Below are 19,737 nucleotides of genomic sequence, written 5' to 3' on the forward strand. Positions count from 1 at the left end.
CGTACGCTCGAAGACTGCGGCACGCTCGTCTCCGTGCTCATCCCGTGGAACACCTGCGGAGCCTATCACTCCGGGCTGTTTGGCGTATCGACCTTCGCCTACGCGCCCTACGCCTTCCTCAACTACCTTAACCCGCTCATGGCCATCCTGCTCACCTATATGGGCTTTGGCATATTCTGGCGCGGCAAGGACGGCGAACCGGTACACGGCGGACGCCATCGCCCGAAGGAGCTTGACGACGGCACCGATAATCTGATCGGATAACTTGATGAAATAATCAAAAAAACTGCATATTTATATTAAAAAGTATTCGGAGCTTCGCCTTATATGGCAAAAGCTCCGAATATTTTTAAGCAATGGACGCTCAATGAATATCTTTATATTGAATTATTTGCCCGAAATAACAATTTTATTCAGAGTATACACAGTTTTATTATTATTTTTAAGATATATCAGCCTTCAAAGTATAGACAATTCCCATAATATAGATTTAAAATAAGAACGAAGGGGAAACGTCCCCCGAAACTTTTTTTCATCTTGATCGATTATTATATTATCCAGCGGGGAGGTGGATGACGGCAAAAACTCAAGGCAGGCATCTTGTTTTTATTTGTTTCCATATTTTATCTTTTTATTCTATGAGGGGAGTGTAGCTTTATAATGGAACAGAAAACCGAAACCAAAGCCCCAAAGATCCCATCGCTTATGTTGTCACTTCTTATCCTTCTTGCCGTAGCCGGCATGATTATGGCGGCAGTCCTGAAATACGGCACAGACATCCACATCGTGCTTATCCTTGGCGCCATTCTGGCGGGAGCCGTAGGCGTATTTTTTCTGGGCTTCAAATATGAAACCATCGAAACCGGCATCATCGACGGCATTATGGTCGGCATGCAGGCCTGCCTCATCCTCTACACGGTAGGCCCTCTTATCGGAACCTGGATATGTAGCGGCGTCGTTCCCAGCATGATCTATTACGGGCTTTCGATACTTTCGCCCTCGATCTTCCTGCTGGCCACGCTCATCATCTGCTCCATCGTTTCTCTTGCCACGGGCAGCTCCTGGGCCACCTCCGGCACGGTCGGCATCGCGCTTCTTGGCATCGCGCTCGGCCTTGGCATCCCCGCTCCGATGACCGCCGGCGTAATCATCTCCGGCGCATACTTCGGGGACAAAATGTCACCGCTTTCTGACACGACGAACCTTGCGCCCGCCGTCTCCGGCACGAACCTCTTCCAGCACATCCGCGCGATGGTCTGGACGACCGGCCCGACCTACGTCATCGTAGTGGCGATAACGCTCTTCTTGGGCTTCAGATTTGCAAGCGGCACGCTCGACTATTCAAAGATAGATTCGCTGAAGCTCCTCATTTCCAAAGAGTTCTGGGTCAGCCCGCTCTCGCTCATAGCGCCTATCGCGGTCATAGCGCTCTCCGCAATGCGTAAGCCCGCCCTTCCGTCGCTTTGGATAGGCATAGCGATATCCATCGGCTTTGCCTTCGCACAGGGCAACACCTTCGGCGACATCCTGAACATCATGCAGAACGGCTACGTCCCGACGCTCTCCTCTGAGATCTCGGGCGTTGCGGAAGATCCTGCGGCGCTTGCGGCCATCCTGACGAAAAACGGCATCACAATGGACGCCAAAATAATAGTCGAATCGGCCAAGGACATCGTATCGCTCATGGAACGCGGCGGACTCCAGTCGATGAACTGGACCATCTCCCTCATTCTCTGCGCCTTCACCTTCGGCTCTACGATGAACATCTGCGGATTCCTCAAAGTCATCCTTGAGGCCATCATGAAGCCGATAAGGACAGTCGGCGGCCTCATCACGGCGATCGTATTCTCCTGCTTCGTCTGCGACCTCTTCCTCGGCGACCAGTATCTTTCAATAGCGATGCCCGGAACGATGTTCAAGAACGTTTTTGAGCGCACTGGCCTGCATCCGAGGATGCTCTCCCGCTCGCTGGAAGACTGCGGAACGCTCGTTTCCGTGCTCATTCCGTGGAACACCTGCGGAGCCTATCACGCTGGAGTGTTTGGCGTCTCCACCTTCGCTTACGCTCCATACTGCTTCCTGAACTACCTGAACCCGCTTGTGGCAATCGCCATGACCTACATGGGACTTGGCGTCTTCTGGCGCGGCAAGGACGGCGAGCCTGTACACGGCGGACGCCATCGCCCGAAGGAACTTGACGACGGAACGGAGAGTATTATTGGCTAGAAACCTTGAACCACTGGAAAATATAATTTCCTCAAAGTCAGGCAGAGAGTCGGGAGTGTGGAAAAGCATCTCCTTTGCGCTCATCGCTCTCTACCTGCTTACAGCCGGCGTCTGGCAGATCTATCACGACGGCCTCACGGGGCGCGCCGCGCTGAACATCTTTCTCGGACTGTGCAGCATAGTCGTGACGAAATATGAAAAAAGGATATATCTCTCGCCTGAGGGGTTTGTCAAAGAGACGCACACCTGGTTTTCGCACCACAGGGACATGCTGCCCTGGAGTGAGATACAGCACGTGACGCTCATGTCCAAAGGAGAAAAGCTGCTTGCCTTCATAGAAAGAGACACTTTAGGCTGGAAGCTGCTTTTTGAAAGAAAGGACATACCGCTGCTTAAAGAGACCATAAAGCAGCACGCCCCAAAAATCCCCATAAGAATAGACGAAAGCAATTCAAGATTCTAATCAAAACAAACAGTCAAACAAAAAGAGAGCGTCCGCAAAGGACGCTCTCTTTTTGTTTGATTTTTAGGCGGCGTTAGTTTTATGTCTATTTCCCTGACAGAATGTTGTTCTTTGCCATATATGGCGCTATCACTTTGTGTGGGATGACGAACTCTGGGCTTCCCGTTGAACCGGGAGCCACTTCGTATTTGTCGAAGCAGATGACGATGCTGCCTTTGTCGTTGATGTAGAATTTCGGTGTGGCCGTTATCCCCGTGAAGCCGGAGGGGTCTTTGGGCGCTATCCAGAAGTTTGCACCGTCTTTTTTGTTTCTACGCTTCATCTCCTGCGTTATGTATTCGCTTATCGGCTTTACAAAGTCCGCTTTGCCGTTGAAGAAGTCTTCCAGATAGATGAGCTTGCCGGCCTGTTTGTCGAAGTTGTAAAAGGTATGCGTGGTGGAGGAGGAGCCTGCTATGTTCATCTCATATACGTCAAGCGCCAGCACCTTCGCGCTGTCGCAGCGTATCGCGTAGTCGAAGACGACGCCCATGTGTCCGCTGAAATTCGGGTCGTCCGCAAGAGTCATCTGCACCTCTTTTTGATACTGCGTCGTGACGGAAAGCGCCCTCTGGAAGATGGCGTCGTTTACCGCCTCTTGTTCTTTTTTTACGGAAAGGCCCGTCACTACCGGCGTCACGATTTTTGCTTCAAAGCCACGGAACTCCGAGTTGTAGACGCTGAATTTTAAGATGTTGACGCCAGGCTCCTGTGCGAAGGCGGCGTTTGCCGCAAAAAGCGCGCAGGCGGCCGCAATGACCGCGATGTTTTTCAAGCTTCTCATGGTTATGCCTCCTTAACTGCTTCGGCCATGCTGCGGCCAAGTTCGCGGCAGAGCTCAAGGTCTTCTTCGGTGGGGGCGGATTTCACCTCTATCGTCGGCTCTATGAGACGCCAGTCGCCGCCCTGTTCCGCGAAGACAAGAAGTTCTGCGAGCGCGCCTTTGCTCCAGCTGTAGGAGCCGCAGAGGCCGAGCACGCGGTTTTTCATCATTTTGTTTTTGAGGGCGCGGCAGAGCGTCGCAACCGGCGGATAAAGCTCTGTGTTGTAGGTGCAGCTTCCGATGACGAGGCCTTTGTATTTCCATATATCGCGTATGATGTGCGAGAGGTCGGAGCGGGAGGCGTCGTGCACTATCACATCTTTTACGCCGGCTTCGCAGGCGGCGCGCGCTATTGTGTCGGTCATGAATTTTGTGTTGCCGTACATGGAGCCGTAGACTATTACGATGCCCTCTTTTGTTTCATGGCGGCTCCATTTGTCGTAGAGGTCTACGATGCGCATCGGGTCGGTGCGGAGGATGGGGCCGTGCGCGGGGCAGATTATTTTTGGCGCGAGCGCGCGCACCTTGGCTATAGCCTTTTGCGCGGGGCCTGAGTATCGTCCTACGATGTTTGCGAAGTATCTGAGCGTCTCGTCCTCGTAGAGCGACATGTCCAGCTCGTCGTCGAAGATTCCGCCCTCAAGCGCGCAGAAGCCGCCGAAGGCGTCTGTTGAAAAGAGCACCTTTTCCGTCGTGTCGTAGGAGACCATGCTTTCGGGCCAGTGCACCATAGGGATCATCGCGAAGGCGAGCTTGTGGTGGCCCAAATCGAGCACGTCGCCCTCTTTTACCTCTATCATGTTGTCTGTGATGCCGTAGAAGGCGTTTATCATCTCAATGGTTTTTTTGTTGCCGACGATCTTCATTTCAGGGTAGAGCTTGCGCATTATCCTGATGGAGCCGGAGTGGTCCGGTTCCATGTGGTTGACGATGAGGTAGTCTATTTTTTTGCCTTCGGGCATTATGGAGACGAGGCGTTCCATATATTCGGAAAGTTTGTCGGCCTTAATGGTGTCGATGACGGCGCATTTGTCGTCGTTGATGAAGTAGGCGTTGTAGGCTACGCCGCGCGGCAGAGACCATAGGCCTTCAAAAAGGTCGGTTTCGCGGTCGTTGCCTCCTATCCAGTATATCCTGTCCGTTACTTTAATGGCTTCCTGCATCATTTTGGCAGCAGTCCCTTCCTAAACAGATTTTAATTTCCCTGTGATAAATATTATATCTCAAAATTTTTATAATAACATTGGCTGGAAGCGCTCAATTTTTACTTGCGGCCTTTCTGTGAAAATTGCGGCAGAAATATAACCAATTTGAAAATATTTTGCGCTTGTTCAAAAAAATTTATTAAATTATTTTGTCGGAAATTGATGCTCAAATGTTGCAATTTCGGCGGAGATAGGCAATAATAGGGCCGTGTGGTTTTTTGTAAAGTTTACTAGTGTGCAGACGGTCATCCTGACGATGACCTCATATGTTTCGCAAGGAGGCGGAGTAATTGTTCGAACCAACACAGCTCCAGGAAGTAGCAGAGGGTAAGAAGGCCTACGACGCGTCAGTTGAAAAGGCGCTCGTAAAGGGTCCGGAAAGAAAAGAGCAATTCACAACAGGCGGCGGTATCCCACTTAAGAGGACCTACACGCCGGAAGACGTCAACAACATCGATTACGCGAAGGATCTTGGATTCCCTGGCATGTATCCGTACACGCGCGGCGTGCAGCCCACGATGTACAGAGGCCGTTTCTGGACAATGCGCCAGTACGCGGGCTTTGCTACGGCGGAAGATTCCAACAAGCGCTATCGTTACCTGCTCAGCCAGGGCACGACGGGGCTTTCAGTGGCGTTCGACCTTCCCACGCAGATCGGCTATGACTCAGACGATCCTATGGCGATCGGCGAATGCGGCAAGGTCGGCGTGGCAATAGACAGCCTTGCCGACGCGGAGATCCTTTTCGGCGGCATTCCGCTCGACAAAGTCTCCACATCAATGACGATCAACGCTCCTGCCTCCGTGCTGCTTTCCATGTACATCGCGGTCGCGGAAAAGGATGGCGTGCCTATGAGCGCTCTTTCTGGAACCATCCAGAACGACATTCTCAAGGAATACATAGCGCGCGGCACATATATCTTCCCCCCAAAACCGTCAATGCGTCTCATCACGGACATTTTTGATTTCTGCTCAACGAACATCCCGAAATGGAACACCATCTCCATCTCCGGCTACCATATCCGCGAAGCCGGCTCAACGGCTATCCAGGAAGTGGCCTTCACGCTCGCCGACGGCATCGCCTATATTGAAGCCGCCATCAAAGCGGGACAGGATCCCAACGTATTCGGAAAGCGTCTCTCATTCTTCTTCAACTCGCACAACGACTTCCTCGAAGAGGTAGCGAAGTTCCGCGCCGCACGCAAGGTGTGGTCGCGCATCATGAAGGAACGCTTCGGCGTCACCGACAAGAACGCGCTTACGCTCCGCTTCCACACGCAGACGGCGGGCTGCACGCTTACCGCGCAGCAGGCCGAGAACAACATCGTCCGCGTCGCGGTGCAGACTATGGCGGCGGTTTGCGGCGGCACGCAGTCGCTGCACACGAACAGCCTTGACGAAGCGCTCGCTCTGCCCACGGACAAGAGCGTCCGCATCGCGCTCCGCACGCAGCAGATAGTAGCCTACGAGTCAGGCGTCACCAACGTGGTTGACCCGCTTGCCGGAAGCTACGCCATCGAGTCCCTCACAAAAGAGATCGAAGAGGGCGCGTGGGAGTACATCAAGAAGATCGACGAGCTGGGCGGCATGATGACGGCCATCGAAAAGGGCTATCCTCAGAAGAACATCCAGGACGCGGCCTATCAGTACCAGAAGTCCATCGAGTCTGGCGACCGCATCATCGTCGGCGTCAACAAGTTCCATATTGACGAAGACATGTCGGAGCGCAAGCTTCTGAAGGTCGACGCGAGCGTCGGCGTAAATCAGATAAAGAAGCTCCGCGAGATGAAGGAAAACCGCGATAACGTAAAGGTCAAAGCCACGCTCGACGCGATCCGCGAAGGCGCAAAGGGCGACGCGAATCTTATGCCGCTCATTCTCGACGCAGTCCGCTGCTACGGTACAGAGGGCGAGATCTGCGGCGTGCTCCGCGATGTATTTGGCGAGTACAAAGAGAACGTGGTCCTTTAGGACTGCGAGTGCTTTTTAAGGAGGAAGAAAAAATGGACCGTAAAATTCGCGTAGTTGTTGCGAAACCAGGGCTTGACGGCCACGACCGCGGCGCAAAGGTCATTGCCAGAGCTTTCAGAGACGCCGGCATGGAGGTCATTTACACAGGGCTTCGCCAGACGCCGGAACAGATAGTAAACACGGCTATCCAGGAAGACGCTGACGCCATCGGCATCAGCATCCTTTCGGGCGCGCATGAATACTGCTTCAAGACAATAATCGAGCTTCTCAAAGAGAAGAACGCAGAAGACATCATCGTATTCGGCGGCGGAGTCATTCCCGAAACAGACTATCCGACACTGCTCGGCTTCGGCGCGGGCGCCATCTTTGGCCCCGGCACGCCCACCACAGAGACGATAGCGTGGCTCGAGAAGACAGTTGCCGAAAAGAGAGCAAAAGAGGCGAATTAACTATGGATCTTAAAAATATAGATCATATCGGCGTTGCTGTAAAAAGCATCGACGAAGCACTGAAATTCTGGGAGGATACTCTCGGAGTGAAGTGCCACGGCATCGAAGAGGTCGTGGAGCAGAAGGTAAAGACGGCTTTCCTTCCCATCGACGACACAGAGATAGAGCTGCTCGAAGGCACAGCCGAAGACAGCCCCGTCACGAAGTACATCGAGAAGAACGGCCAGGGCATCCAGCACCTCGCAATCAGAGTGCCTGACATCGAAGCCGCTCTTGCCGAGCTCAAAGAAAAGGGCGTCCGTCTTATCGACGAAAAGCCGCGCATCGGCGCGGGCGGCGCAAAAATTGCCTTTATACACCCGAAGGCAAGCGGCGGCGTGCTCCTGGAGCTCTGCCAGCGCGATTAACTAAGGAATTAGACGCACCCCGTGCCCGCGTTTGGACATGGGGCGCGTCTTAACCAATAGCTACCTGCAACAGATTATGAGGAGGTAAGAAGTAATGGCGGACAAAACGATCGACGAACTGTGCGCGGCACTTACGGCCAGACGCGAAAAGGCCGCTCTTGGAGGCGGCCAGAAGGCCATCGAAAAGCAGCACGCTAAAGGCAAAATGACCGCACGCGAGCGCATTGACGCAGTTCTTGACCCCGGCAGCTTCGTTGAGGTTGACGAGTTTGTAGAGCATCGCTGCACGAATTTCGGCCTGGACAAGACGACATTTCTTGGCGACGGCGTAGTCACTGGTTACGGAACCATAGACGGACGCATCGTCTATGTCTTCAGCCAGGATTTCACAGTAATGGGCGGTTCCCTTGGAGAAATGCACGCCCAGAAGATATGCAAGGTGCTGGACCTTGCGCTGACAAACGGCGCGCCCTGCATCGGCATCAACGATTCAGGTGGAGCGCGCATCCAGGAAGCGGTAGACGCCCTTTCAGGATACGGCAAAATATTCTTCCGCAACGTTAAGGCAAGCGGAGTCATTCCCCAGTTCTCAATCATTGCGGGACCCTGCGCCGGCGGAGCCGTTTACAGCCCCGCGCTGACCGATTTCATCTTCATGGTGGACAAAGTCGGCATCATGCACATCACCGGCCCCGCGGTCATCAAGTCCGTCACCGGTGAAGACGTCACCTCCGAGCAGATAGGCGGAGCCATGGCACACAACGCGACCTCCGGCTGCGCGCATTTCTTCTCCGCTACGGAGCAGGACTGCTACGCCCTCGCGCGCAAAGTGATGGGCTACCTCCCCAGCAACAACATGGAAGAGCCTCCCTTTGTGGAAACAGGCGACGATCCGTCACGCATGGACGCCGCCCTCCGCGAAATAGTCCCCACGAACCCCAACAGGGGCTACGACGTCCGCGACGTCCTCAAAAAGGTCGTTGACAACGGCGATTTCTGCGAAGTGCAGGAACTCTACGCGAAGAATATCGTAACGGGCTTTGCCAGAGTCGGCGGCCGCGTAATCGGCATCATCGCCAACCAGGCGAAGTTCATGGCCGGATGCCTCGACATCGACGCCTCCGACAAGGCCAGCCGCCATATCCGCATCTGCGACTCCTTCAATATCCCCATCGTAACCTTTGAAGACGTTCCCGGCTACCTCCCCGGCCTCAATCAGGAGATGGGCGGCATCATCCGCCACGGCGCGAAACTCCTTTACGCCTACAGCGAAGCGACAGCCCCCAAGATCACGATCGTAATGCGCAAGGCTTACGGCGGTTCTTATCTTGGCATGTGCAGCAAAGACCTCGGAGCGGACGTAGTGCTCGCGTGGCCGCAGGCGCAGATAGCCGTTATGGGCGCTGAAGGCGCGGCAAACATCATCTTCCGCAAGGACATCGACGCTGCGGAAGACAAAGCTGCAAAACGCGCGGAAAAGATAGAAGAATACAAAGAGAACTTCGCCAACCCGTATAAAGCGGCGCAGCGTGGATTCGTCGACCGCGTCATTCTTCCCGAAGAGACACGCCCCGCCCTCTATCAGGCCCTTCTGATGACAGAGAGCAAGAGCGAACTCCGCCCCAAGCGCAAGCACGGCGTAATGCCCAACTAAGGCGCCGGAGCTAAATTATGGGAAGTGAACATTTAAGCACCTATTTCACCGGCGTCACCGGCGGGCTCACCATGTCGCTGATAGCGTTCAGCATAGTCTTCATCGTCATACTCGGGCTCATGCTCGTTATGATGGGAATGAAGCACCTCTGCCGCGCCATCGACAACATGCACGCTCCGAAGGCGGCGGCTCCGGTGTCGCCCGCGGCTCCCGCACCAGCAAAAGCGGCGGCCCCTGCGGCTTCCGTCCAGGCAGCTGCTGCTGACGACGAGCTTCTTGCCGTCATCTCTGCTGCTATCATGGCCGCTTGCGGCTCAACGGCGCGCGTAGTCGCCTTCAGCCCTGTAAAAGCGCCGGTCTCTTCCTCATGGAAGAACATCGGCAGAATCCAGAACTCAGAAGGCTGCTAGCCTTAATAAAAAAACTTGGGAGGTTTTTCTCTGATGTCACGCAAATATAGAGTCACCGTAAACGGAAAAGCATACGATGTAGATGTAGAAGAGATGGGTGCAGGAGCAGTAGCAGCGCCCGCGCCCGCAGCGGCCCCTGTAGCCGCGCCGGCCCCTGTGGCGGCCCCCGCTCCCGTAGCGGCGCCCGCACCTGCGGCTCCCGCAGCGCCTGTCGCGGCAGGCGAAGGCTCTGTCATCGCGCCGATGCCCGGCAAAGTCCTCAAAATAGTCGTAGCGCAGGGCGCGGCTGTAACGGCGGGCCAGCTCGTAATAATACTCGAAGCAATGAAGATGGAAAATGAAATCTTCACAGCAGTAGCAGGAACAGTTTCTCAGATCTGCTGCAAAGAAGGAGACACGGTCAGCACCGGCGACACGCTCCTTGTAGTAGCTTAGTCTGCGGCCACGCAGTCTTTTCCTAGGGAGGAAAACTGAATGGATCTTTATTTGACCGCACTAAAAGGCGTCATAGACCAGTCGGGATTCATTGCGCTCAACGGGCCAACGCTCGTTATGCTCCTTGTCTCCTTCATACTGCTCTACCTCGCCATTGCTAAAGGCTTTGAGCCTCTTCTTCTGATGCCCATCGCCTTCGGCTGCCTTCTCGTCAACCTGCCGCTCTCCGGCATCGTCGACCCGGGCGGCTTCCTGTACTTCGTAAAGTTCGGCATCGACCATGAGCTCTATCCCGTCATCATCTTCATGGGCATAGGCGCGCTCACTGACTTTGGCCCGCTTCTTGCGAACCCAATAACCTTCCTTCTCGGAGCTGCCGCCCAGATAGGCGTCTTCTTCGCGGTAATCGGAGCCATGTTCATGGGCTTCACCATCCAGGAAGCGGCCGGCATCGGCATCATCGGCGGAGCTGACGGCCCCACGGCCATCTACCTCTGCTCGAAGCTCGCCAAAGGCATACTTCCTGCCGTCGCAGTTGCGGCGTACAGCTACATGTCGCTCGTTCCGCTCATCCAGCCTCCGGTCATCAAGCTGCTTACAACGCATAAAGACCGCAGCATCAAGATGGAGCAGCTTCGCCCCGTAACACGCACGGAGAAGATCCTCTTCCCCATCATCTCCACGATAGCCTGCGGACTGGTGCTTCCCGCCTCCGTGCCGCTCGTCGGAATGCTGATGTTCGGAAACCTCATGCGCGAATGCGGCTGCACGGAGCGTCTCTCGCTCGCCGCGCAGAACGAAGTGCTTAACGCAACGACGATATTCCTCGGCATATCCGTTGGAGCGACAATGAGCGCAGCCTCATTCCTCACAGTCGCCACCATCAAGATCATCGCCCTGGGCCTTGTCGCCTTCGTATTCAGCACAGCGGGCGGCGTCCTCTTCGGACAGATAATGAAGGTTGCCACAGGCGGCAAGATCAACCCGATCATCGGCGCGGCTGGAGTTTCTGCCGTTCCTATGGCGGCGCGCGTCTGCCAGAAGGTAGTCTCGAAAGAATTCCCTGGCAGCTACATCCTCATGCACGCCATGGGCCCGAACGTAGCCGGAGTTATCGGCACGGCGGTAGCCGCGGGAGCTATGCTCACGCTTCTTTCATAATCACGGCAGCTAACGGACGACCCGTTTAAACGCAAAAAAATCTCCGAGGCCCTTTAAGCTCTGCGCTTAGGGCCTCGGAGATTTTTATACCTGCGTGGTGCACTGGACGCGCAAAAAACTAGCGCTCCGCGTCAAACGCTCCTTCGTGCATGTTATATCTTCCCATAATGATAATGTCCCTATACTTTCCGTTCTGCATGACGCCGTATTTTATCAGCCCTTCGTGCTGGAAGCCGAGCGACTGGTAGAGATGCACCGCGCGGGCGTTCTCCGCCTGCACCTCAAGCTCCACACGCACCAGCATCAGCCAGTTGTCCGCGATATCGAGTAGCTTGGAAAGAAGCGCGCGGCCCACGCCCATATCCTGATATTTCGCGTTTACGATGATGGCGACGGAGGCCACGTGGCGTAATCTCGCCTTTTTATAAAGCACAAGCATAGCGTGCCCTATGACCTTTTCCCCGTTTGGGGTGTCGACTACGGCGCAAAAAGCTGGGAAGTCCGGGTCGTATTTCGTATAAAGCTCCCGTGTGAAGCTGACGCTCTCCGAAGTGAGCGTTGGGATAGTCTCCATCACTCCCGGCATCGTGCGCATTTCGTTGATGTCCTCAACATCACTTTCCTTGAATGGCCTGATCCTGTACTCCAAAACGCCGCCTCCTAAAATATATAGATAGCAATTTTCTTGAGTTAAGTATAATATGAAATAAGCAAAAAAAGCAACGTGGGAGGGAAAACGTGATTTCCTATGTCTAAATATTGATTATGCTGACCTCACGTTTATGCCGCTTGTTTTTTACTTTACGCTTCTCATTTATAACAATACTGTTCATTTTTGTTTTTAATTAAATTTTTAATTGAAAATTTAATTACCGCATAAAGATTATACTTCTTTTAGCGCCCTCCATTGATCACACAATATTTGTAATTGACAAAATTAAAAAACAATGTAATAATTTTGCCAACGAAATAGAATCCCAAAAATAATAAGGGATTTTAAAATAATTACAAAATCCTATTAATGATTGGGGATGGTAAAATAATTTAGACATCTGTGATGTCGAGCTTGCTTTTATTCTGTAAAAAAGGAGATGCAAGAGATGAAATTTCTTAACAAGACCGTTCTGATAACCGGTGCGTCCGGGGGGATCGGCAGGGCTTTAGCAAAGGGATTCGCAAGAGAAGGTGCCGCTGTAGCTCTCGTCGGCAGGGACAAGGAGCGGACAGCGGAGGTAGCGAGGTGTTGTGGTGCAGTTTATCATTCCACCCTCGATATCACTGATCCAGCAAACTGCAAAAAAATAATTCAAGATGTTTATAAGCTGGCTGGAGGCCTTGACGTATTGATCAACAACGCGGGAGCAATGTTCCGAGGTGATATAGCGGACACTCCTGACGAAGAATGGCTAAAACTTTTTGATATCAACGTACATGCGGTTTTTTATCTTTCCAAAGAGGCAATCAAAGTCATGCGTGAACATCATATAAAAGGCAATATTGTTCATATTGCCTCCAACAGCGCTCTTGGCGGGCGTAAAGGTCACATTGCATACGCAACTACAAAAGGCGCTGTAGTGCAGATGGCTCGCTGTATGGCCCTTGACTGCGCAGTCGACCAAATTCGTGTCAATGCCGTCTGTCCAGGAGCGACTGATACCTCTATGCCAATGTCGAAGCATGGAATCGAAATGACGCGCGAGCGTCTTATAGAAAATTGCCGTCTAACTATACCGATGCAGCGTATGGCCGCCCCCGAAGAAGTTGTTTCAGCGGTGCTCTTCATTGCTTCGGAAGAGTCTAGTTACATCACGGGAACGACGCTTTCTGTTGACGGAGGAACCACAGCAGGTTAGAAATACGTTTCTTCCATGGCGTTTTATATTACCTATACCACGATAAATATCTCATTAATGAAAGGTGGAAAAGAATATGAGTTACACAATATTTAAAAATGCAACATTGATAGACGGTAACGGAGGAGATCCTAAGTATAACGCGTCGGTATTGATTGAAGATAATATTATAAAAGAGGTTGCAGATAATGAAATACATTGCGCCTCCGCAGATGTAATAGATTGTCAAGGAAATGCTTTGCTGCCAGGGCTTATTGACGGTCACATGCACCTTGGGCTTATTGAGATAGAAGTAGTTGATATCGTTCGTCGCAATCCTATCGGACTGATAGCCGCGAGAATGTTCAGAAATATGCGTGAATCGTTGGCGATGGGATATACTTCAGCCCGTGATACCGGCGGCGCGGATGTGGGTTTTCGCCTTGCGATGGAAAATGGTGAAGCGCTTGGGCCGCGTTTGAGAGTCAGCGGACCGTGCATAGCGCAAAGCGGCGGCCACGGCGACAACAGAGGTCCGTCGGAGTATCGCCCTTACTATGAAGGTTCCATGGGATTCAGATCAAGATTGGCCGACGGCAGAGCTGAAGTTCTGAAAGCGTGCAGAGAGACACTGCGTGAAGGTGCGGACTTTATCAAAATCATGGCGTGCGGCGGATGCGCGAGTCCGACCGGAGGTCCAAACGCGTGTCAATATACACCGGAAGAGATGTCGGCCGCAGTAGAAGTGGCGGACAACGCTGGGACTTACGTCGCGGCACATTGTTATTCGGATAAGAGCATACGCCGCTGCACCGAAGCCGGAATCCGCACGATTGAACATGGGAATCTGCTTGAGCGACAGACCGCTAAGATGATGGCTGAGAGAGGCACCTATCTTGTACCCACCCAAATAACCTATGAAATGGTGCTGGAACATGCTCGAGATACTCTTTCAAAGTTTATGTACGATAAATTTATCGCAGTGAATGACAGAGGCTATGAAGCCATCAAAATCGCTATGGAAGAAGGTGTCAAAATCGGAGGCGGCAGCGACCTTACCGGACATAATACACAATATGCCTTTGGCGCCATTACATACCAGGCTAGGGCACAGGGCGCAATGAACGCGATAGTATCGTTTACAAAGGTAAACTCGGAGATTATGGGTATATCAGAACAGGTCGGAACCATTGAAGCCGGTAAACTGGCCGACTTTATCGTTGTTAAAGGGAATCCGTTAGAAAACATGGAGCTCTTTAAAAATTCCGCAGAGAACGTTTTAGTGATCATGCAGGACGGAAAGACATACAAGAAGCTGATCTAGCAAGCAGCATAACGCAGCGTAATATTGAAAGGAGTGTAAGATATGAGCGAACACATTTCAAGCAATCCCGAAAGTATGGTAGAAGCTTCAAAAGGAATCAAAATCCCACATGTATGGACGATAATTTTTTTCTGCCTGATTGCGGCGGGCCTCATGACTTATTTGATTCCAGCAGGTCTGTATGACCGCATTGAAGTCGCTGGACGCAAAGTTGTAGATCCTAATACCTTTCATTTTATAACACAATCCCCTGTAAGCGTTTTTGGTTGGTTCGTGTGCATCATCGAAGGAATGCAGCAGTCCATGCCGATAATGTGTATGGTGCTATGCCCGATAGCAGCCACTGACATCTACATTCAAAGCGGCACCATGGAAAAAATGATAAGCTGGATCCTTCGTACCTGCCGCAGCGACAAAGTGATCATGCTCGGTCTCATGATTTTCTTTGCATGCAGGGGCGCGATGGGAGCGATGGAGCACCATATACCCTTTGTTCCGCTTGCTATAAGCATCTCCCTGATATGCGGTTATGACGTCATGGTAGGCCTTCTATTGGTATTCATGCCGACATTTGTTTCCTTTGCCGTGGGTCCCCTGAATATATACACGGTGGCCGTCGCTCAGGGGATTTCCGGTCTGCCGCTTTATTCCGCCATGGCTTTCCGCGTAGTGATATGGCTGGTATGCTGCGCCATAACTTTTTGGTATATCTTCCGTTACGCCAAGAGAGTGAAAGCTGACCATTCGTTGAGCGTTACAGGGTTTGTTAATCCCTCGTCTGCCGCTGGCGACAAAGAATTGGAAAAGATGCGCGATGAACGAATGAGCGTACGTCAAAAAGTATTGATGGTCATGTTCCTGATAACCACCGTTCTTCAGATGGTAGGTCCTATCAAGTTTGAATGGGGTTTTTCAGAAATAGCCGCCCTGTGGCTGGTCTCTGGAATCTTGGCAGGCGTAGTTGCCGGCTACAATAACGAAAAAATATGCAGTATTTTCGTACGCAGCTGGACCTCGGATATCCTTATTGGAACCTTCTGCATTGGCTTTGCGCGCGCGGTGTCATTGGTGCTGACAAAGGGCAATGTGCTTGACACGATAATTTACGCTCTTGCGGTGCCACTAAAACAGATCCCGATCTCCTTTTCAGCCATAGGGATGTATTTCACCCAGTCTATAATCAATTTCTTTATACCGTCAGGCAGCGGACAGGCCACTGTTACTATGCCTATCATGGCTCCCCTGGCCGATATCATTGGCATGACGCGCCAGACCGCAGTTATAGCTTTTCAGATGGGCGACGGCCTGACCAATATGATAATACCCACCTTTGGTACCTTGATCATCTATATCAGCATTGCCAAGGTTGACTTTAAAACGTATATAAAATGGGTCTATCCGCTTTATTTCATGCTGGTTGGAGTTGCCTGCGTCACTCTGCTCATTGCTACTGCAATAAAGCTGGGGCCCTTTTAAAGAAAGGCCAATGGAAGTTTAAATAGTTTTTCAACAGTATGATACGACCATATTCAGGAGGTACTATGATGACAGTTAACGTTAAGATCGGGTTTATAGGCACAGGCGGTATAGCTACCGCGCTTGCCAAAGGTTTCTGCACTGCGCCGGAGTTTGAAGGCAAAGTCTATGTCTTTGATATAAATAAGGAAAGAACTGACTGCTTAAAAAAGCTGTATCCGGACAAAATAATTGTTGCAGCATCGAACCAGGAACTTGTAAATAACGTAGATGTTGTTTTTCCAACCCTTCTTCCTAAGGTGCTTGAGAAGGTTGCGCCCGAAATAAATTTTAGAAAAGAAAATCATGTTATACATATTGCAGCCGGCACAAAAATATCAAAGGCTGCTCCGTGGTTCGCTCCAGCTCAGAGCGTTGTTCGTGCGGTCCCGCTTCCTTTTGCCGCAAGAAAGATCGGCCCCGTCGTTCTTTTCGGTGACGACGAATTGAGCTGCGAAGTGCTGGCACTTCTTGGAACTATCGTCAAGGTCAAGAGCGAAAAAGATCTTGAAGTGCTTGCCGCTGTAACTGGCGTGATGGTTCCGTATTATGGCCTCGTAGGAGAAATCGTTAGATGGTGCATGACAAAAGATCTTGATTTTAAGAGCGCTCTGGATTATACCTCCTATATGAATGAGGCGCTTTCAACCTTGATGCGTGAAGATTGTACTGAAGATATAGAGGCCTTCATGCTGGAAAATACTACGCCAGGCGGAATGAATGAACTGGGGTGGGACGAAATGAAAGCGACGGATGGATATGGGCCATGGAGAAGCGCGCTTGAAAAAATCGGCAAACATTACGATCTGTAGGCTCTAATCATAATTGAGAAAAATCCTTCCTGTGCAGGGAGGATTTTTCTCAATTAAGCGTATAAACTATAATTAAAGATTAAGATAAGGAGAGATATACAATGGACATCGCAAAAGCTTTAAAAATGATAGAAAAAGCTCAAACAAAGGCCAATGAATTTGGAGCTTCAATGGCTTTTTCAGTTTTTGACGCAAGCCAGGAACCTGTGTTTTTCTATAGGATGGACGGTACGGAAAACTTAAGCGCCAAGCTGGCGTCTGCAAAAGCTCTGACGGCATTGAAAATTGGCGCTGATACGGAGAAGGTTGCATACTTAGTTAAAAAGGATAGCGGCCTTTTGCGCAATATCCGTTACGAGACGGAGATATCTCTAATAGGCGGCGGGAAGTTGATATTTGATAATGAAACTCTGATTGGCGCCATTGGTGTCAGCGGGGGCTCCGAGGATGAGGATATTGCCGTAGCATCCGCCGCAATATCTAATTAAAACCGGTTGACAACCTCCTCAGTTGTACTATACTATCTATTATAGTATCCTAAATAATACACAGGCTCCTAAAAATATAGTAAATTGGAGGAATTGGCATGGATAAAAAAATCATGGACCCTCAGGGCACAGCTTCAACATACATGAATAGAATCAGTGTTTTGAAGAACAGAGTCCTCAGCACGCGTCCGGAGATGGATTTGGAGAATGCGAGGATCTTAACGGAAAGTTTTATGGAAACAGGAGGGCTTCCCTGGGCTCTTAGAAAGGCTAAAGGCGTTTACAAACAGTGCAGTGAAAAAACTGTCAAGATTTGGGAACAGGAATTGATCGTAGGCTGTTCTGGAAGCAAAATCCGTGCAGGTATACTTTGCGCCGATACCTGCTGGTCCGTGCTGAACGAAGAATTAGATACCATAAGTACACGCCGCTATGATCCGTTTTATCTCAGAGAAGAAGACAGAAAACTTTTTTTGGATGTCATAAAACCCTTCTGGAACGGGCGTTCTAATTATGAAGAATGGCTGGCGCAGATACCGGATGATGTGCGCGCTCTCAGAGATAATGGAGTTATTTACATCGACCGCAAAGCCGTTCGCGGCTGGGGTGAAACAACTGCCGGATACAGCGACGTTATCAATAAAGGTATCAAAAAAATATGCGATGAGATAAAAGAACGCAGGTCGAAGCTGGATATGACGGTCCCTGGAGATTATGCGAAAATGATCTATCTTGACGCGCTGCTTATTGCCGGCGAGGGGATCATTACACTGGCGGAAAGATACTCTGCGGAGGCATATCGTCTTGCGTCAGAAGAGCACGACCCAGTGCGTAAGCAAGAATTGATGGAAATAGGACGCATCTGCGCAAAGGTCCCCGCCTATCCTGCGGAAACATTCCATGAAGCGCTTCAGTCATTTTATTTTTATCAAATTTGTATATTCATGGAACAAAACGCAGCAAGTTACAATCCCGGCCGTATGGATCAATATCTTTATCCGTTTTATAAGGCGGACATCGAAGCCGGCCGTCTAACAGAAGACAGGGCTCAGGAGCTGCTTGATTGTCTATGGGTGAAATTTGCGGAACCTTGTCTTTTTCAGGACAAAACAACCGCTGAATTTGCAGCAGGCTACCCAATGTTCCAGAACGTCACCGTGGGCGGCGTGGATATCGCTGGTAAAAATGCAGTGAATGAACTGTCTTATATGATATTGCAGGCAACTATGGACGTCCAGCTCTACCAGCCGTCACTTTCCGTCCGTTACAGCTTGGCAAAAAACCCAAACTCTTTTCTTCGTAAAATTGTCGAACTGATAAAATTAGGGACAGGTTTTCCTGCGTTTCATAACGATGATATCGGCATAAGGATGCTGATGAATAAGGGCGTTCCTTTACGCGAAGCTTTTGACTGGAATCCGAGCGGCTGCGTGGAAACAAATTTGGAAGGACGTCTGAGGGGGTACACCGCCCTTGCCGATATCAACCTCGGCTCTATGATAGAGTTTACGATGCTGAACGGAAAATGCAGGAAGTCAGGACTGCAAATATCGACTGACTCTGGAGATCCTGTTGGATTTGAACATTTTGAAGAGTTTCTTGCGGCTTTAAAAAAACAGCTGGCTTATGCAGTACATACGGTGGTCAAAGGGAGCCATTTAATTGACGAGATAGGTTTTAATCGTCCTGTACCAGCTCTTTCGTTGAGTTTTAGAGAATGTGTTGAGAAATGTTTGGACTATGCTTGGGGCGGAGCCAAATATAACACTGGAAACGGAATAATCCTCATTGGTATAGCAGATTTGATCAACAGTATCGCGGCCGTCAAACATCTTGTTTATGATACTAAACAGATTTCGATGGACCAACTATTGACGGCGCTTGATTCAAACTTTGAGCATATGCCTGAAATCCTAAAACTTTGCAAGGACGCTCCAAAATATGGCAACGACATCGAATGGGTCGATAATATCGCAGCCGATATATTCACCTATATTGCCGATGAGATAGAGAGTTATAAGAGCCGTTTTGGCACAATGACTCCTGGCATCCTCCCAGTTTCCGGCAATACTCCGTTTGGGCTTGAAGTCGGAGCGCTGCCTTCGGGACGTCTTGCGTGGAAACCTTTGGCGGATGGCGTGAGTCCGAATGGAGGCACCGATTTTGATGGTCCGAGCGCCGTATTGAAATCTGTTGCAAAGCTTCCACATGACAGATTTGTGCAGGGGACGCTACTTAACATGAAAATAGAACCTACACTCTTCGCAACAGAGTCGGGCATTCAAAACGTGATGGCGCTTCTTAAAACGCTTTGTTCCCTTAACATCTTTCACGTTCAATTCAACGTAATAGACCAGGAAAAACTTCTTGACGCACAAAAACATCCTGAAGAATATCAGGGACTGTTGGTAAGAGTTGCCGGCTACACCGCATACTTCACAGAATTGGGTAAAGACGTGCAGGATGAAATTATAGGGCGCACAATGCAAAGCTCGCTTTCCTCGCCACTTTCGTGCGGTTAGGC

General features: G+C 50.8%; 19 protein-coding genes. 16 read left to right on the forward strand and 3 right to left on the reverse strand.

The window, feature by feature from the left end:
* The 3 genes from RRY12_03510 to RRY12_03520 form a co-directional block, all read left to right on the forward strand.
* Window positions 1-264 (forward strand): Na+/H+ antiporter NhaC family protein (locus tag RRY12_03510; GenBank protein ID MEG2183722.1); only part of this gene is annotated, 264 nt, incomplete at its 5' end.
* Between the two features lie 396 nt (window positions 265-660).
* Window positions 661-2,226, forward strand: a complete 1,566-nt coding sequence (nhaC, locus tag RRY12_03515) for a Na+/H+ antiporter NhaC (GenBank protein ID MEG2183723.1) — start codon at window positions 661-663, stop codon at window positions 2,224-2,226.
* Window positions 2,219-2,689 (forward strand): hypothetical protein, encoded by a 471-nt coding sequence (locus RRY12_03520; protein ID MEG2183724.1) that lies wholly within the window; start codon window positions 2,219-2,221, stop codon window positions 2,687-2,689. Before nhaC ends, RRY12_03520 begins: the two co-directional genes overlap by 8 nt.
* 85 nt (window positions 2,690-2,774) lie before the next feature.
* Here the strand turns inward: RRY12_03520 and RRY12_03525 are convergent, their stop codons facing one another.
* Complete coding sequence (locus tag RRY12_03525) at window positions 2,775-3,512, reverse strand: RsiV family protein (protein MEG2183725.1); 738 nt, start codon at window positions 3,510-3,512, stop codon at window positions 2,775-2,777.
* A 2-nt stretch (window positions 3,513-3,514) separates the two neighbouring features.
* Window positions 3,515-4,714 (reverse strand): FprA family A-type flavoprotein, encoded by a 1,200-nt coding sequence (locus tag RRY12_03530; protein MEG2183726.1) that lies wholly within the window; start codon window positions 4,712-4,714, stop codon window positions 3,515-3,517.
* A 332-nt stretch (window positions 4,715-5,046) separates the two neighbouring features.
* On the opposite strand from RRY12_03530, the gene RRY12_03535 reads away from it, so the two are divergent.
* The 7 genes from RRY12_03535 (at window position 5,047) to RRY12_03565 (ending at window position 11,242) form a co-directional block, all read left to right on the forward strand.
* A complete protein-coding gene (locus tag RRY12_03535; GenBank protein ID MEG2183727.1) occupies window positions 5,047-6,726 on the forward strand; it encodes a methylmalonyl-CoA mutase family protein in 1,680 nt (559 codons plus the stop codon).
* A 32-nt stretch (window positions 6,727-6,758) separates the two neighbouring features.
* Window positions 6,759-7,175 (forward strand): cobalamin B12-binding domain-containing protein, encoded by a 417-nt coding sequence (locus RRY12_03540; GenBank protein MEG2183728.1) that lies wholly within the window; start codon window positions 6,759-6,761, stop codon window positions 7,173-7,175.
* Between the two features lie 2 nt (window positions 7,176-7,177).
* Window positions 7,178-7,582: a methylmalonyl-CoA epimerase gene (gene mce, locus RRY12_03545; GenBank protein ID MEG2183729.1), complete on the forward strand. Its 405-nt coding sequence runs from the start codon at window positions 7,178-7,180 to the stop codon at window positions 7,580-7,582.
* A gap of 94 nt (window positions 7,583-7,676) precedes the next feature.
* Complete coding sequence (locus RRY12_03550; protein MEG2183730.1) at window positions 7,677-9,236, forward strand: acyl-CoA carboxylase subunit beta; 1,560 nt, start codon at window positions 7,677-7,679, stop codon at window positions 9,234-9,236.
* A 17-nt stretch (window positions 9,237-9,253) separates the two neighbouring features.
* Window positions 9,254-9,646, forward strand: a complete 393-nt coding sequence (locus tag RRY12_03555; protein ID MEG2183731.1) for an OadG family protein — start codon at window positions 9,254-9,256, stop codon at window positions 9,644-9,646.
* Window positions 9,647-9,679: 33 nt separating this feature from the next.
* Window positions 9,680-10,081: a biotin/lipoyl-containing protein gene (locus RRY12_03560; GenBank protein ID MEG2183732.1), complete on the forward strand. Its 402-nt coding sequence runs from the start codon at window positions 9,680-9,682 to the stop codon at window positions 10,079-10,081.
* A 39-nt stretch (window positions 10,082-10,120) separates the two neighbouring features.
* The gene (locus tag RRY12_03565; GenBank protein MEG2183733.1) at window positions 10,121-11,242 is read left to right on the forward strand and encodes a sodium ion-translocating decarboxylase subunit beta; all 1,122 of its coding nucleotides are present in this window, start codon (window positions 10,121-10,123) and stop codon (window positions 11,240-11,242) included.
* Window positions 11,243-11,360: 118 nt separating this feature from the next.
* On the opposite strand, the gene RRY12_03570 is transcribed toward RRY12_03565, so the two are convergent.
* Window positions 11,361-11,891, reverse strand: coding sequence for a GNAT family N-acetyltransferase (locus RRY12_03570; protein MEG2183734.1), 531 nt, complete (start codon window positions 11,889-11,891; stop codon window positions 11,361-11,363).
* A gap of 451 nt (window positions 11,892-12,342) precedes the next feature.
* Here RRY12_03570 and RRY12_03575 point away from each other — a divergent pair, with 451 nt between their 5' ends.
* From RRY12_03575 to RRY12_03600, 6 genes are all read left to right on the forward strand, one after another.
* Window positions 12,343-13,095 (forward strand): SDR family oxidoreductase, encoded by a 753-nt coding sequence (locus RRY12_03575; protein MEG2183735.1) that lies wholly within the window; start codon window positions 12,343-12,345, stop codon window positions 13,093-13,095.
* A gap of 76 nt (window positions 13,096-13,171) precedes the next feature.
* Complete coding sequence (locus RRY12_03580; protein MEG2183736.1) at window positions 13,172-14,398, forward strand: amidohydrolase family protein; 1,227 nt, start codon at window positions 13,172-13,174, stop codon at window positions 14,396-14,398.
* Between the two features lie 42 nt (window positions 14,399-14,440).
* Window positions 14,441-15,874, forward strand: a complete 1,434-nt coding sequence (locus tag RRY12_03585) for a TIGR00366 family protein (GenBank protein MEG2183737.1) — start codon at window positions 14,441-14,443, stop codon at window positions 15,872-15,874.
* A 68-nt stretch (window positions 15,875-15,942) separates the two neighbouring features.
* Window positions 15,943-16,725: an NAD(P)-binding domain-containing protein gene (locus RRY12_03590; protein ID MEG2183738.1), complete on the forward strand. Its 783-nt coding sequence runs from the start codon at window positions 15,943-15,945 to the stop codon at window positions 16,723-16,725.
* Window positions 16,726-16,826: 101 nt separating this feature from the next.
* Entirely contained in the window at window positions 16,827-17,213 is a 387-nt protein-coding gene (locus tag RRY12_03595; protein MEG2183739.1) for a heme-binding protein, read from the forward strand.
* Between the two features lie 98 nt (window positions 17,214-17,311).
* On the forward strand, window positions 17,312-19,735 hold the full coding sequence (locus RRY12_03600) for a formate C-acetyltransferase/glycerol dehydratase family glycyl radical enzyme (protein ID MEG2183740.1): 2,424 nt from the start codon (window positions 17,312-17,314) through the stop codon (window positions 19,733-19,735).
* The last annotated feature ends 2 nt before the right edge of the window (window positions 19,736-19,737 follow it).

Origin of the sequence: Cloacibacillus sp. (assembly GCA_036655895.1) — a bacterium.
Lineage (GTDB): Bacteria > Synergistota > Synergistia > Synergistales > Synergistaceae > JAVVPF01.